We start from the raw sequence: 13683 nt of genomic DNA on the forward strand, positions 1-13683 counted from the left end.
CATCATCGGCGGCAGGCTGTACCTCCGGCCGCCCGGCGGCGGCATCGAGTGGACCGTCGATTCCCGGCACATCGCCGTTGTTCTGAGTGCGGTCACGGTCGGTGTGACGTGGGCGTTCAGCCGGAAACACCCAGGTCGCGGCGATAGCGGAGGGCGGGGCGGTCGTTGAGGGTGAAGTGCTCGACCACTGCGAAGGCGTTGTGGGTGAGGACCGCTTGGGAGGCGGGGTTGTCCACCGTCGTCATGGCGGTGAGGGTGGTCAGGGTGTAGGTGGTGGCGGCGAGGTGGCAGATCTGGGTTACGGCGGCCTTCGCCACGCCTCGGCCGGTGGCGGATTCGGCGATGCGGTAGCCGAGTTCGGCGGTTCCGTCGATGGCGTCGATGAGGTTGATGCGGCCGATGAGGGTGCCGTCGGTGTCTCGGATGATGTGGAAGTGGCAGGAGTCGTCGGCGAGCAGGGCGGCGTGGCGGGCCGGGAATTCGGCGAAGTAGGCGTCGCCCCGGTCGGGGATGGAGCGGGCGAACCAGGCGCGGTTGGTGAGTTCGAAGGCGTAGAGGGCTTCGGCGTGGTCGGGGCGGAGGCGTTCGATGGTCAGCACGGGGGGATTGTGGCCCGCAGTGCGGCCGTGAACCACTGGAATACGTCGGCGAGGGACTCGGGGACGGGCCAGCCGTTGATGGTGGCGAGCAGCTGCCAGTAGCGCTCGGCGCGGGGGTCGTCGGCGGTTTCGAGGCGGCCGAGGAGCCAGGTTCGCAGCGCCGTGTCGTCGGGGCGGTGGAAGGTTTCGGCGTAGGCGGCGGTGAGGGTGTCGACGACGGTGGCGGCGGCGGGGGAGGTGGGGGAGACGCCGGCGGCCAGGGCGTCGCCGACGACCGTGCGGACGGTGGTGGTGAGCTCGTGGTGGAGGCCGCCCTGGTCGCCGTCGGCGCGTTCCGCGGCCTGGTGTTCGGCCATCCTGCGGATGGCGGCCCGGAAGTCGGCGTCCTGGACGAGTTCGCCGAGTTCGACCCAGGCCTCGACCTGTTCCGGCCGTGGCTCGTCCGGCAGTTCGGGCATGGCGCCGCGCATCATGGCGACGAACTCGGGGTTGGCGTCGAGGCCGCCGAAGGTGTCGTCGATGAAGTCCTCGATCAGGCGCCGGCGTTCGGCGTCGGAGAGCTTGGCAAGCTTGTGCATGAGTGTCATCTCCTCTGGGGTGGACGAACGTTGGGCTACGGCCAACAGGACGGCCCGGCGCAGCCGCAGGGTGCGGATCTGCACGTCGAGCGCCTCGGCGTGGGCCGCCGCGACCTCGGCGAGCGGTGTCTCGCGGTCCAGGACCCGCCGGACGGCGGGCAGGTCGAGGCCGAGGTCGCGCAGGGTGCGGACGAGGTCGAGGCGGGCGAGGGCGTGGACGTCGTACAGGCGGTACCCGGCCGGGGTGCGGTCGGTGGGCGGGACGAGCCCCGTGTCGGCGTAGAACCGGATGGTCTTGACCGTGAGCCCGGTGCGCCGGGCGAGGTCGCCGATGGAGTACAGGTGGTCGTCCATGGGCTCCACCTTGGCGTCTCCCCCTACGGGAGACGCAAGCCTCTATGGTCGTGGCCATGAGTGAGAACGAGAACGGCCCCTCGATCCGCGTGCTGCTCGCCGAGGACCAGGGGATGGTCCGGGAGGCGCTGGCGGCGCTGCTCGGGCTGGAGGGGGACCTCGATGTGGTGGCCCAGGTCGGGCGCGGGGACGAGGTGGTGGAGGCGGTGCTGGCGCACGGGGTGCAGGTGGCCGTGCTGGACATCGAGATGCCGGGGATGACGGGCATCGAGGCGGCGGCCGAGCTGCGCCGCCGGGCGCCGGGGACGAAGGTGGTGATCGCGACGACCTTCGGGCGGCCGGGGTATCTGCGCCGGGCGATGGAGTCGGGCGCGGACGCGTTCCTGGTGAAGGACGCCCCGGCCTCCGAGTTGGCGGAGGCGATCCGTCGGGTGCTGCGCGGTGAGCGGGTGATCGACCCGGCGCTGGCGGCGGCCGCGCTGGCGGAGGGGGCGAACCCGCTGACCCCGCGCGAGCGGGACGTGCTGGGCGCGGCGGCGGACGGCGCGGTGAACGCGGACATCGCCGGGCGGCTGCACCTGTCGGAGGGGACGGTCCGCAACTACCTGTCGATGGCGATCCAGAAGACCGAGGCCCGCAACCGGACCGAGGCCGTGCGGATCGCCCGCGAAAAGGGTTGGTTGTAGGGCCTTGTGAGGAGCCTCAGTTGAGCCGGTGGCGGGCGGCCCGGGCCTCCTGGCGGACCTTGGCGGCCGTATCGGGGTCGAAGGTGTCCAGGATCTGCGCGTAGTCGTCCATCTCGGCCGAGCCGCCGAGGAAGTCGCCCATCCTCACGAGGAGTTCGGCCCGTTCCAGCCGCAACTGGGCGGGGTGGCGCGGCAGGAGCAGGGCGAGTTCGGTGGCCCAGAGCTGGGTGCGGGCGTGTTCGGGGCGGTCGGCGGCCCAGGCGCGGATATTGCCGAGGACCCGGAGCACGATGTCCAACGGCTGGGCGGGGGTGAGGAGTTCGGGGCCGTACGCGTGTCCGGCGGCGGCCACCAGGTGTTCGACGTCGGCCGGGTCGAGGAGCCGGCCGCCGTGGAAGGGGTCGGCGAGGACGAACTCCCCGCCGCCGCCCGGGCCGCCGACGGCGACGATGAAGTGCCCGGGCAGCGCGATGCCGTGGACGGACAGTCCGGCGCGGCGCCCGACCTCCATCCAGACCAGGGACAGCATGATCGGCAGCCCGCGCCGCCGCCGCAGCACCTCGGGCAGCAGCGAGGACTCCAGGCGCCGGTAGTCGCTCTGCCGCCCGTGGAAGCGTTCCCGCCCGCCGAGGACGGCCGCGAGCAGGGCGGCGGTCTCCTCGGGCCCGGTCGGCAGCCGTTCGGCGACGGCCCGGCGGACGGCGCCCGCGTGCCGGTCGAGCGCGGCCTCGCAGGCGGCGAGCAATTCGTCCGTGCCGACGGACTCGCCGGGCGTCGGTCCGTGCTCGGTGGCGGCGAGCAGGCAGAGCAGCACCGGGTCGGGCTGCTCGGCACGGGCGGCGGTCCGGAAGCGGTCTCTGCTCTGCTCGGTCACGGTGACGGCGACGGCTTTCGTACGGCGGGAACGGCGGGAACGGCGGGAAGAGCTACTGCTGCGGAAGAAGCGCGTAGTGGTAAGTGTGACTGGTCGTGAACCCCAGCCCGTCGTACAGGGCGATCGCCCCCGCGTTCTCCGCCTCGACCTGGAGGTACGCCCCGGTCGCCCCCTCCTCGGCGGCCCGCCCCGCGAGCACCGCCATGACCGCCGTCGCGAGCCCCGCCCGCCGCGCGTACGGCTGGACCTCGATGGCGCCGAAGCACGCCCAGGGCCCGTCGACCACGCAGCGCCCGATGGCCAGCGGCGGCTGCCCGGCGGCGCCGGGGACGCTCGCGAACCACACCGAGGGCCCGCCGTGCAGCACCCGCCGCGCGGCCGCCTCCACGGCCTCGTCGTCGCTGACCCGGTGGTAGACGGACATCCACGCCGTCCCCGCCGTCCGCGACAGCCGTACGCGGTCGTGCCCCGCCCCGATCCGGGTGAGCCCGGCGAGCGGTGCGACCCGCACCAGCGTGGGCGCCAGCGCCGCTCCGAGCCGGTCGAGTTCCGCCCGCAGGTCCCCGGGCGAGCCGGGCTCGATCACCTCGGCGTACGCGGGCAGCCCGCGCGCCGCGTACCACCGCCGGACGGCGTCCAGCGCCTGAGGCAGCGGCAGGCCCGGGTCGCCGAGCGCCTGGACGGAGTTGGCCCGCCGGGTGAACCCGGCGGAGGCCCGCAGCGTCCACTCGCCGAGCCGCTCCTGCTCGACGGCGGGCCACCCGCGCCCGGCGACGCGCTGCAGTTCGACGGGCGTGGTGGCGGGCAGGGGGGCGCGCCGCGCGGGGAACACCGGTACGGTCTTGCCCGCGACCAGCAGCCGCTCGGGGAAGGAGACGGGCTCCCCGGCCCGGGGGGTGACGGTCAGCCCGGCGTCGTCCCACGATGTGAGCACGCCGATCGAATCACGGAACACCGGCCGGTCGCCCACGAACTCCGAGACCCGTCGGACGGACACCCGTCGTCCCACGTCAGAGCGATCTATCCGGACCTCCGGACGGCTCTCCACCGGGCCTTCGGCGATCATCTGGCCACCTCCTGTGCATTTGCGGTCCCCGACCCGCGATACTAGGGGCGGGCATCGACGACGCCGCGCTCACCGCGCACGCGAGTAGAACAGAACGGGCCGCCACACACGGCCCTTCCGAGGAGGAACGACAGCGTGACCTACGTCATCGCGCAGCCTTGTGTCGACGTCAAGGACAAGGCGTGCATCGAAGAGTGCCCGGTTGACTGCATCTACGAGGGCGAGCGATCGCTCTACATCCACCCGGATGAGTGTGTCGACTGTGGCGCGTGCGAGCCGGTCTGCCCGGTCGAGGCGATCTTCTACGAGGACGACACTCCGGAGGAGTGGAAGGACTACTACAAGGCGAACGTCGAGTTCTTCGACGACCTGGGTTCGCCCGGTGGCGCCTCCAAGCTGGGCCTGATCGAGCGGGACCACCCGTTCATCGCCGCCCTGCCGCCGCAGAACGCCGACCACTGACGATCGGTGGATTTCCAGCTGTGACTACCGACAGCACGCATGCGCCGTTCCCGGGCCACCCGGGGGCGGCGCGCCGCGTTTCCGATGCGCTCCCGGTCTTTCCCTGGGACAAGCTGGAGCCGTACAAGGCCACCGCGCTCGCCCACCCGCGCGGCCTGTGCGACTTCTCCGTCGGCACCCCGGTGGACCCGGTCCCCGAGGTGATCCAGAAGGCGCTGGCCGCCAACACCGACACCCCCGGCTACCCCACCGTCTGGGGCCCGCTGGAGCTGCGCCAGGCCATCGCCGGCTGGCTGCACCGCCGGGTCGGGGCCGAGATCGGCCCGCAGGCCGTCCTGCCGACGGTCGGCTCCAAGGAGCTGGTGGCCTGGCTGCCCGCGCAGCTGGGCCTCGGCCCCGGCGACCAGGTGGCCTACCCGCGCCTGGCGTACCCCACCTACGAGGTGGGCGCGCTGCTGTGCGGCGCCGAGCCCGTCGCGTACGACTCGGTGGACGAACTGGACGGCTCCCGGGTGCGCCTGATCTGGGTCAACTCGCCGTCCAACCCGACCGGCCGGGTGCTCGACGCGGACGAGCTGCGCCGCCTCGTGGCCTGGGCCCGGGAGCACCGCGCGCTGCTGGTCAGCGACGAGTGCTACCTGGAGCTGGGCTGGGAGGCCGAGCCGGTCTCCGTCCTGCACCCCGAGGTGTGCGGCGGCGGCCACGAGGGCCTGCTGACCGTCCACTCGCTCTCCAAGCGCTCCAACCTGGCCGGCTACCGCGCCTCCTTCGTGGCGGGCGACGAGGTGGTCGTCAAGGAGCTGCTGGAGGTGCGCAAGCACGGCGGCATGATCGTGCCGGCGCCCGTCCAGGCGGCGACGATCGCCGCCCTCGCGGACGACGCGCACGTGGCCGAGCAGCGCGAGCGCTACGCGGCCCGGCGGGCGGCGCTGCGCACCGCGCTGGAGGCGTACGGCTTCCGGGTCGAGCACTCCGAGGCGAGCCTGTACCTGTGGGCGACCCAGGACCGGCCCTGCTGGGAGACCGTGGCCGAACTGGCCGAGCTGGGCATCCTGGTGGCGCCCGGGGACTTCTACGGGCCCGCGGGGGACCGGTTCGTGCGGGTCGCGTTCACCGCGACCGACGAGCGGGTGGCCTCGGCCGTGGAACGGCTGAACGCCGCGCGCTAGCGACGGTGTGGAGGCGGACGAGTGGGGCCGGTGTCCGAGGACACCGGCCCCACCGTCGTGAGCGCCGATTTGTTTGCGAACGATAACCGGGCGCCCGGCCGCCGGCAGGACCGACGGCCGTCCTGGAGCGGCCGTCCTAGAGGGGCAGGCCGCTGATGCTGCCGCCGTTCACACCGTGCAGCAGGCCCCCGACGGGGCCGAGCGCGCCGGTGAGGCCGGACAGCGGGTTGTTCGGGCCGAGGTCGGCGCCGCCGAGGCGGTTGGCCGAGCCGTGCTGGGCCAGGCCCAGCACGTCGGTGCCGGGCAGGCCCGCGGGCAGGGCGCGCTCCACCGAGCCGAGCGGCAGCGCGTCGGTGACGGCGCTGGTGCTCGGGACGGCGCCGGAGAGCTTGTCGGCCCCGGGCAGGCCCTGGGCGACGGAGCCCGCCTGGGCGAGCCCGCCGACCGGGCTGGAGCCGGCGTTGGCGCTGCGGGTGCCCATGCCCTTGCCGGTGACGGCCTCGCCGAGCTTGCCGGCCAGTGCGGAGGCGACCTTCGGGGTCACGCCCGCGAGCTGGCCGGTGGTGGCGGCGGTCTGGTCGACCGGCGCGGTGACGGAGCCGGCCTTCTCGTTCGCCTCGGGGAGCTGGTGGGCGACGATGTTGCCGGCGGCGTCGGCCGAGGCCGGTACGCCCGCGGCGACGGTGGCCGCGCCGGTGTTGCCCGCGGCCTGGCCGAGCTGGTGGGTGGTGTGCTGCAGGGTGGAACCGGTGTCGGTGTTGGTCAGCTGGCCGAGAGGCGCCGCGAGGTCGCTCTTGGGCAGCAGGGCGTCTCCGCCCACGGCGGACGCGGAGCCGGCCGCGACCAGCGGGGTCGCTCCGGCCGCCACGATGAGCGCGGCCTGGGCGATCCGGCGCGTGAGGGGGTGAGACATGGGGCTCCTCGAAGGGGGTCTGGGTCCGTCCCGTCCGCCGGAGGCGGCCGAATGGACGACCGGGCGGACGACGTTGTTACCGCTTGAGAAGCCAGAAGGTTTCGGCCGGAGCAAGGAAAGTGTCTGACCGATCGTCGGATCGTACGACCGCGCCCCGACCCTCCCGAGGGGCCGCGGGGGCGCCACGGAACGGGCCTGGGTCAGGGAAGTGACGGTTCTCCACCCGGGTCCGCCGGAACGGGTGCCGGGTCCACCGGGGTTGACCGGAATCACCCGACCGGCCGCAACCCGAACGGGAGTGCGTCAACTCTTCCCGTACGGGGCCAGGGTGACCTGAACGAGCTTGGTGGACGTCCCCGAGGACTGGGTGCGCCAGCCGTCCTCCGACTCGTCCTTGCTCCAGATCTTCCCGTCGTAGGCCACCGTCGCGATGCCCAGCTGCTGCGCCTGGGCCACCGCCCAGTGCGCCACCGCCCAGCCGCTCGCCCGCTCCGCGTCCACCCCGGCGCCGGCCGTGCCGTCCGAGGAGGAGGTCAGCGCGGCGTTGGCCGGGTCGGGGGTGAGGGAGACGGCGTTCTCCGCGCCCTTGATCGTCGAGGTGTAGCCGGTGGCCGGGGTGACCGAGCGGCCGAACTCCCGGCGCACCCGGTCGGAGAGCGCCTGCGCGCGGTCCGGCTGCGCGGCCGCGGCCGGGCTCGCGGTGGCGCCGGTGGCGCCCGCCGTGGGGGAGGGGGTGTCCGCCGCGTCCGGCTTGGCGTAGTCGTGCACCACGCAGGAGAACGAGCCGGGCGCCCGGCCGGCCAGCGCCGAGGTCAGCAGCGTCGCCTTGGTCTCGTGCTTGGCGTACGCCTGCGGGTAGCCGCTCTTCTGCACGGCCTGCGCCGCGTCGGTCAGCGGCAGCAGGGTGTAGCCGTTCACCTTCACCAGGCCGTCGAGGAACTTGTTGGTCGCGTACACCGGGTCGGCGATCTGCGCCGGGGTGCCCCAGCCCATCGACGGGCGCTGCTGGAACAGGCCGATCGAGTCCCGGTCGCCGCCCGCGAGGTTGCGCAGCTTGGACTCCTGCATCGCCGTCGCCAGCGAGATCGTCGTCGCCCGGTCCGGCAGGCCCCGCGAGCGCGCCACGGCGGCGATCGTCGCCGCGTTGGCCGCCTGCGGCAGCTCCAGCGTCCCGTTGCCGTTGGCCGTCTTCACCGAGCAGCCCTCGGACTCGCCCTGGCGGAACCCGAACCACCACACCGTGGCCACCGCCAGCCCCGCGACCAGGGCCAGACCCAGCAGCCCGATCAGCACCGACAACAGCGCGCGCAGCGGACCGCGACGGGCGGGCGCCGACTCCTCGTCGCCCAGATCCTCGTCGCGCCTTTTCCTGGCCACCGTCGCCCCTCTCGCGCCTGCTTCCTTGATCCGACACCGTACCCACTCGGACGGATGTGCGGCGCCGCCGGTTGCCGTTCCGTTCCCGACCCGTGTCCCTGCGGCCCGTTCCCGGAGCCCGCTAGGGCGCCGCAGCACGAGAGCTAGGCTGGCGCGCATGAGCAGCCCGAACCCGACGCCCCTGGACCTGACTCTCGACGGCGGCACGCTGACCGCCCGCCTCGTCGACTTCCCCTCGGTGAGCGGTGACGAGCAGGCCCTCGCCGACGCCGTCGAAGCCGCCCTGCGCGCCTACCCGCACCTCACCGTGGACCGCCACGGCAACAACGTGGTCGCCCGCACGAACCTGGGCCGCAAGGAGCGCGTCGTGCTCGCCGGCCACCTGGACACCGTCCCGATCGCCGACAACCTGCCCTCCTACGTCGACGGCGACCTCCTCTACGGCTGCGGCACCTCCGACATGAAGTCCGGCGTCGCCGTCCAGCTGCGCCTGGCCGCCACCCTGACCGAGCCCAACCGCGACCTGACCTACGTCTTCTACGACTGCGAGGAGGTGGAGGCCCACCGCAACGGCCTCGGCCACCTCGTCAAGGACCACCCCGACTGGCTGGCCGCCGACTTCGCGGTCCTGATGGAGCCCAGCGGCGCCATGGTCGAGGGCGGCTGCCAGGGCACCCTGCGGGCGCAGATCCGCCTCACCGGCGTGCGCGCCCACGCCGCCCGCAGCTGGCTCGGCGACAACGCCATCCACCACGCCGCCGAGGTGCTCACCCGGCTCGCGCGCTACGAGGCGCGCAAGGTGGAGATCGACGGCCTCGAGTACCACGAGGGCCTCAACGCCGTACGGATCGACGGCGGCGTGGCCGGCAACGTGATCCCCGACGAGTGCGTCGTCACGGTCAACTTCCGCTACGCGCCCGACCGCAGCGAGGGCGAGGCCGAGAAGCACGTGCGCGAGGTCTTCGACGGCTTCGAGCTCACCGTCACCGACTACGCCCCCGGCGCCCTGCCGGGCCTCGCCCAGCCCGCCGCCCGGGCCTTCCTGGAGGCCACCGGCGGCCGCGCCCGCGCCAAGTTCGGCTGGACGGACGTCGCCCGGTTCAGCGCCCTCGGAGTCCCGGCCGTCAACTACGGCCCCGGCGACCCGGACCTCGCCCACAAGCGCAACGAGCACTGCTCGCTGAGCTCCATCGCCGAGACCGAGGACCGGCTGCGCGCCTGGCTGACCAGCTGATTCGAACGGGCCGTACACGGGCGGGACACAAGCGAGACGAAACCCTCCGGACGCCCAACCGACCTTCCCCCGTTGGCTGAAAACGGGGGAGGGCGGGCGTAGGGTTTCGTCATGACAGGCACAGGAGACGAAAAGCACTACGGACACGGCCCCGAGCAGGTCGGCGTGCCCCGAACCACGAAAGCCTGGCCCGAGAAGCAGAAGGGCCCGGTGCTCGTGCGCCGGGACCAGGTCGGCACCAGCACGACGGACCAGCGCCTGCTGGACACCACCGGCCCCACCGACTGGCTGCACACTGATCCGTGGCGGGTGCTGCGGATCACCTCCGAGTTCGTCGAGGGCTTCGGCGCCCTCGCCGAACTCCCGCCCGCGATCAGCGTGTTCGGCTCCGCCCGGACGCCGGTCGACTCGCCCGAGTACGAGGCCGGCGTGGCCATCGGCCGGGCCCTCGCCGAGGCCGGCTACGCGGTGATCACCGGCGGCGGCCCCGGCGCCATGGAGGCCGCCAACCGCGGCGCCTCCGAGGCCGGGGGCCTGAGCGTGGGCCTCGGCATCGAGCTGCCCTTCGAGCAGGGCCTCAACGAGTTCGTCGACCTCGGGCTGAACTTCCGCTACTTCTTCGTCCGCAAGACGATGTTCGTCAAGTACGCGCAGGGTTTCGTCGTCCTGCCCGGCGGCCTCGGCACCCTGGACGAGCTGTTCGAGGCGCTCACCCTGGTGCAGACGAAGAAGGTCACCCGCTTCCCGGTGATCCTCTACGGCAGCGCCTACTGGGGCGGCCTCTACGAGTGGCTGAAGGACACCCTGGTCGCGCAGGGCAAGGCGGCCCCGCACGACCTGGAGCTGTTCCACATCACCGACGAGATCGACGAGGTCATGAAGATCCTCGCCGAGACCCGTCGGCCGTCGGCGGGCGGGATCTAGCGCGAGCGAGCCGAAGGGGCGCGCCGGTGCCGAAAGGGAGAAGCGAGGGGGCCCCGAGGAACGAGGGGCATTGGAGCGCCGACCGTCGGCACCGGGTCCGAGCGCCCCGGAGGCGAGCCGAGCGCCTAAAGAGGGGCCCTCAGGCCAGCCCCCGGCGGGCGACCGCCGGGGGGCGGGTTCCGCGGATCGAGGCGACCATGTCCAGCACCTGCCGGGTCTCGGCGACCTGGTGCACCCGGTACACCTGCGCGCCCAGCCAGGCGGAGACCGCGGTGGTCGCCAGGGTGCCCAGCAGGCGCTCGTCCACCGGCTTGTCCAGGGTCTCGCCGACGAAGTCCTTGTTGGAGAGCGAGACCAGCACGGGGAAGCCGGTCGCCGTCATCTCCGGCAGCCGCCGGGTGGCCTCCAGGGAGTGCCGGGTGTTCTTGCCGAAGTCGTGCCCGGGGTCGATGATCACCGACTCCCTCGGCACGCCCAGCTCCACGGCCCGCTCGGCCAGGCCCACCGTGACCCGCAGGATGTCCGCCATCACGTCCTCGTACCCGGCCCGGTGCGGCCGGGTGCGCGGCTCGGCGCCGCCCGCGTGGGTGCACACCAGCCCGGCGCCGTACCGGGCGGCCACCTCGGCCAGCCGCGGGTCCACGCCGCCCCAGGCGTCGTTCAGCAGGTCCGCGCCCACCTCGCAGACCGCCTCGCCCACCTCGTGCCGCCAGGTGTCCACGCTGATCACGGCCTCGGGGTGGCGCTTGCGCAGCTCCGCGACGAAGGGCACGGTGCGCCGCAGCTCCTCCTCGACGGTGACCTCGTCGCCCGGTCCGGCCTTGACCCCGCCGATGTCCAGGATCGCCGCGCCCTCGGCCACGGCCCGGTCCGCGGCGGCGAACGCGGCCTCGTCGGCGAAGGTCGCGCCCCGGTCGAAGAACGAGTCGGGCGTCCGGTTGACGATCGCCATGATCACCAGGTCGTCGTCGCCGAATTCACGTGGTCCCAGGCGCAGTGCCACCGATGTCTCCTCCACAGCTGCTGCGGGTGCGATGATGGCCCCCGGCCTCACCGGGAACCATGCTGTCATGATCAGTTTGATCCCGGGCACCGCAGCGGAGGGCCGTCCGGGAGTTCGGGAGGAGAGCTCGTGTTCTGGGTGATCGTGGTCGCCATGGCCGTGGTGGTCGGCGGCGCCGCTCTGGTGGCGCTCGGCGGAGGCGGCTCGATGCCGGAGGCGGTGCCGGACCGCATCGCCGCCCGGCTGCCGCAGGACCGTCCGCTGAGCAAGGCGGACGTGGACGAGCTGCGCATTCCGATGGCCGTGCGCGGCTACCGGATGGACGAGGTGGACGACGTCCTCGACCGCCTCGGCGCCGAACTCGCCTACCGCGACTCGCGGATCGCCGAACTGGAGGCCGCCGCCCACCTGCGCGGCTCCGTCGAGGCCACCGGCCACCCGGACACCGACGCCGAGCCGCTGCCCGGCCTGGAAGCCTTCGCCAAGGTCGTCGAGCCCGCCGGGGCCCCGGCCGAGGCCGCGCCGCCGGTCGAGGACGCCAGGCCGGCGGGCGAGAAGTGACGGACGGCGCCGTCCTCGGCGAGGACGGGCTGCGCCGCTGCGGCTGGGGCGACTCGACGGACGACTACCGGGTCTACCACGACACCGAGTGGGGCCGGCCGGTGCACGGCGACGACGCCCTGTTCGAGCGGATCAGCCTGGAGGCGTTCCAGTCCGGGCTCTCCTGGCTGACGATCCTGCGCCGCCGCGAGGGCTTCCGCGCGGCGTTCGCGGGCTTCGAGATCGCGAAGGTCGCCGAGTTCGGCGACGCGGACCGGGAGCGGCTGCTCGCCGACCCGGGCATCATCCGCAACCGCGCCAAGATCGACGCGACGATCGCCAACGCGGCCGTCGCCCGCGGCCTGGACGGCGGCCTGGACGCGCTGATCTGGGGCTTCGCCGCCGACCCGGGCCGGCCGGCCCCCCGCACGCTGGGCGAGGTCCCGGCCGTCACCCCCGAGTCGACGGCGCTGTCCAAGGCGCTCAAGAAGGCCGGCTTCCGCTTCGTCGGCCCGACCACCGCCTACGCGCTGATGCAGGCGTGCGGCCTGGTCGACGACCACCTGGCGGACTGTCACGTCCGCACCGGCCGAAGGAGTTAGCGGCCCAGGTACTCCGGCTTCTCCTTGGCGATGAAGGCCCGCACCGCGATCCGGTGGTCCTCGCTCTCCCCGGCCAGGGTCTGCAACTCGTCCTCCTTGTCGAGGAGTTCGTCCAGCGAGTGCGAGGCGCCGTAGGCCAGGGACTCCTTGATGGCGCCGTAGGCGACGGTCGGGCCCGCGGCCAGCTCCCGGGCGAAGGCGCGGGCGGTGGCGGCGAGTTCCTCGGCCGGCACCACCCTGGTGGCCAGGCCCAGCTCCAGCGCCTCGGGGGCCTTGACCGTCCGGGGCAGCATCAGCAGCTCGGTCGCCCGGGCGTGCCCGACCAGCCGGGGCAGCGTCCAGGAGGCGCCCGAGTCGGCCGTCAGGGCGATCCCGGCGAAGGCGGTGTTGAAGCCGGCCTTCTCGGAGAGGACGCGGAAGTCGCAGGCGAAGGCCAGCGAGGCGCCCGCCCCGGCCGCCACCCCGCCGACCGCCGCCACGGTCGGCTTGCGCATCCCGGCCAGCGCCCGCACCAGCGGGTTGTAGTGCTCGGCGACGGTGCGCAGCGCGCCCTCGCCCGTCTCCTCGGCGATCTTGAGCTGGCCCAGGTGCTCGTTGAGGTCCTGCCCGACGCAGAAGGCGCGCTCGCCCGAACCGGTCAGCAGCACCGCCCGCACCGCGGTGTCCTCGGCGGCGCGCACCATCGCGTCGCGCAGGGCGACCTTGGTCGCGACGTCCAGGGCGTTCATCGCCTCCGGGCGGTTGATGGTGACGACGGCGAGGCCGCCGTCCAGCTCGTACAGCACGGAATCGGACATGGGCGAGGGTCTCCCTTGGCGTGTGACGGCTCGGTCACCGGTCATTCGGTAGCAGTCAGGATGCCGCAGCGTCCGGGTGGCTGGGGAGTGTGAGCTATCGCACCTTCCGGCGGTGTCCGAACCGCCGCCGCGCCGGGGCTTATGACGGCAAATGCGGCGGTTGGGGACGTTCCGGCCGTGGATGCACCGAGCGTGATGTTGGTCATCAGGCCGTGGCATGCGGGATAATGGCCTCCGATCAATGCGTTCGATACCGGCGGTGGACGGACTGCCGGTGCGTAGCTGAGCGGTTGCAGGAAGGGGAACGAGCATGGCGGCCATGAAGCCGCGGACGGGTGACGGCCCGCTCGAAGTCACCAAAGAGGGGCGGGGCATCATCATGCGCGTTCCGCTCGAGGGCGGCGGGCGCCTGGTGGTGGAGCTCACGCCTGACGAGGCCGCAGCCCTGGGCGACGCCCTGCTGTTGGTCACGGGCTGAGTCAGCGGGCGCTCCCAGCCCCCGATG

General features: G+C 73.3%; 16 protein-coding genes. 8 read left to right on the plus strand and 8 right to left on the minus strand.

The window, feature by feature from the left end:
• Window positions 1-116: 116 nt before the first annotated feature.
• Entirely contained in the window at window positions 117-599 is a 483-nt protein-coding gene (locus ACIBCA_RS05930) for a GNAT family N-acetyltransferase (RefSeq protein ID WP_396281586.1), read from the minus strand.
• Window positions 593-1531 (minus strand): MerR family transcriptional regulator, encoded by a 939-nt coding sequence (locus tag ACIBCA_RS05935; protein ID WP_396281587.1) that lies wholly within the window; start codon window positions 1529-1531, stop codon window positions 593-595. Before ACIBCA_RS05935 ends, ACIBCA_RS05930 begins: the two co-directional genes overlap by 7 nt.
• Before the next feature lie 56 nt (window positions 1532-1587).
• Between ACIBCA_RS05935 and ACIBCA_RS05940 the strand changes: the two genes are divergently transcribed.
• The gene (locus ACIBCA_RS05940) at window positions 1588-2217 is read left to right on the plus strand and encodes a response regulator (RefSeq protein WP_396281588.1); all 630 of its coding nucleotides are present in this window, start codon (window positions 1588-1590) and stop codon (window positions 2215-2217) included.
• Window positions 2218-2233: 16 nt separating this feature from the next.
• On the opposite strand, the gene ACIBCA_RS05945 is transcribed toward ACIBCA_RS05940, so the two are convergent.
• Window positions 2234-3091: a transglutaminase family protein gene (locus ACIBCA_RS05945; RefSeq protein ID WP_396281589.1), complete on the minus strand. Its 858-nt coding sequence runs from the start codon at window positions 3089-3091 to the stop codon at window positions 2234-2236.
• A gap of 52 nt (window positions 3092-3143) precedes the next feature.
• Window positions 3144-4088, minus strand: a complete 945-nt coding sequence (locus ACIBCA_RS05950) for a GNAT family N-acetyltransferase (RefSeq protein WP_396281590.1) — start codon at window positions 4086-4088, stop codon at window positions 3144-3146.
• Window positions 4089-4292: 204 nt separating this feature from the next.
• Between ACIBCA_RS05950 and fdxA the strand changes: the two genes are divergently transcribed.
• Both fdxA and dapC read left to right on the plus strand, forming a co-directional pair.
• Entirely contained in the window at window positions 4293-4619 is a 327-nt protein-coding gene (gene fdxA / locus ACIBCA_RS05955) for a ferredoxin (protein ID WP_030061559.1), read from the plus strand.
• Between the two features lie 20 nt (window positions 4620-4639).
• Complete coding sequence (gene dapC, locus ACIBCA_RS05960; protein WP_396281591.1) at window positions 4640-5788, plus strand: succinyldiaminopimelate transaminase; 1149 nt, start codon at window positions 4640-4642, stop codon at window positions 5786-5788.
• A 136-nt stretch (window positions 5789-5924) separates the two neighbouring features.
• Here the strand turns inward: dapC and ACIBCA_RS05965 are convergent, their stop codons facing one another.
• Together ACIBCA_RS05965 and ACIBCA_RS05970 are read right to left on the minus strand one after the other, a co-directional pair.
• Window positions 5925-6701 carry a hypothetical protein gene (locus tag ACIBCA_RS05965; RefSeq protein WP_396281592.1) on the minus strand — a complete coding sequence of 259 codons (777 nt, stop codon included), beginning with the start codon at window positions 6699-6701 and terminating at the stop codon, window positions 5925-5927.
• Window positions 6702-7004: 303 nt separating this feature from the next.
• The gene (locus ACIBCA_RS05970) at window positions 7005-8078 is read right to left on the minus strand and encodes a hypothetical protein (RefSeq protein ID WP_396281593.1); all 1074 of its coding nucleotides are present in this window, start codon (window positions 8076-8078) and stop codon (window positions 7005-7007) included.
• Window positions 8079-8235: 157 nt separating this feature from the next.
• Here ACIBCA_RS05970 and dapE point away from each other — a divergent pair, with 157 nt between their 5' ends.
• Window positions 8236-9312 carry a succinyl-diaminopimelate desuccinylase gene (dapE, locus tag ACIBCA_RS05975; RefSeq protein ID WP_396281594.1) on the plus strand — a complete coding sequence of 359 codons (1077 nt, stop codon included), beginning with the start codon at window positions 8236-8238 and terminating at the stop codon, window positions 9310-9312.
• Between the two features lie 111 nt (window positions 9313-9423).
• Window positions 9424-10236 (plus strand): TIGR00730 family Rossman fold protein, encoded by an 813-nt coding sequence (locus ACIBCA_RS05980; RefSeq protein ID WP_078911196.1) that lies wholly within the window; start codon window positions 9424-9426, stop codon window positions 10234-10236.
• Between the two features lie 139 nt (window positions 10237-10375).
• Here the strand turns inward: ACIBCA_RS05980 and folP are convergent, their stop codons facing one another.
• Entirely contained in the window at window positions 10376-11188 is an 813-nt protein-coding gene (gene folP / locus ACIBCA_RS05985; protein WP_051837338.1) for a dihydropteroate synthase, read from the minus strand.
• 180 nt (window positions 11189-11368) lie between these two features.
• On the opposite strand from folP, the gene ACIBCA_RS05990 reads away from it, so the two are divergent.
• On the plus strand, window positions 11369-11800 hold the full coding sequence (locus ACIBCA_RS05990) for a DivIVA domain-containing protein (RefSeq protein ID WP_396281596.1): 432 nt from the start codon (window positions 11369-11371) through the stop codon (window positions 11798-11800).
• A complete protein-coding gene (locus ACIBCA_RS05995) occupies window positions 11797-12381 on the plus strand; it encodes a DNA-3-methyladenine glycosylase I (RefSeq protein WP_396281597.1) in 585 nt (194 codons plus the stop codon). Before ACIBCA_RS05990 ends, ACIBCA_RS05995 begins: the two co-directional genes overlap by 4 nt.
• On the opposite strand, the gene ACIBCA_RS06000 is transcribed toward ACIBCA_RS05995, so the two are convergent.
• Window positions 12378-13178 carry an enoyl-CoA hydratase-related protein gene (locus tag ACIBCA_RS06000; protein ID WP_396281598.1) on the minus strand — a complete coding sequence of 267 codons (801 nt, stop codon included), beginning with the start codon at window positions 13176-13178 and terminating at the stop codon, window positions 12378-12380. The genes ACIBCA_RS05995 and ACIBCA_RS06000 overlap by 4 nt on opposite strands.
• Window positions 13179-13488: 310 nt before the next feature.
• Here ACIBCA_RS06000 and ACIBCA_RS06005 point away from each other — a divergent pair, with 310 nt between their 5' ends.
• On the plus strand, window positions 13489-13656 hold the full coding sequence (locus ACIBCA_RS06005) for a DUF3117 domain-containing protein (RefSeq protein ID WP_078911195.1): 168 nt from the start codon (window positions 13489-13491) through the stop codon (window positions 13654-13656).
• Window positions 13657-13683 lie beyond the last annotated feature (27 nt).

It is taken from the genome of Kitasatospora sp. NPDC051170, assembly GCF_044455705.1.
Lineage (GTDB): Bacteria > Actinomycetota > Actinomycetes > Streptomycetales > Streptomycetaceae > Kitasatospora.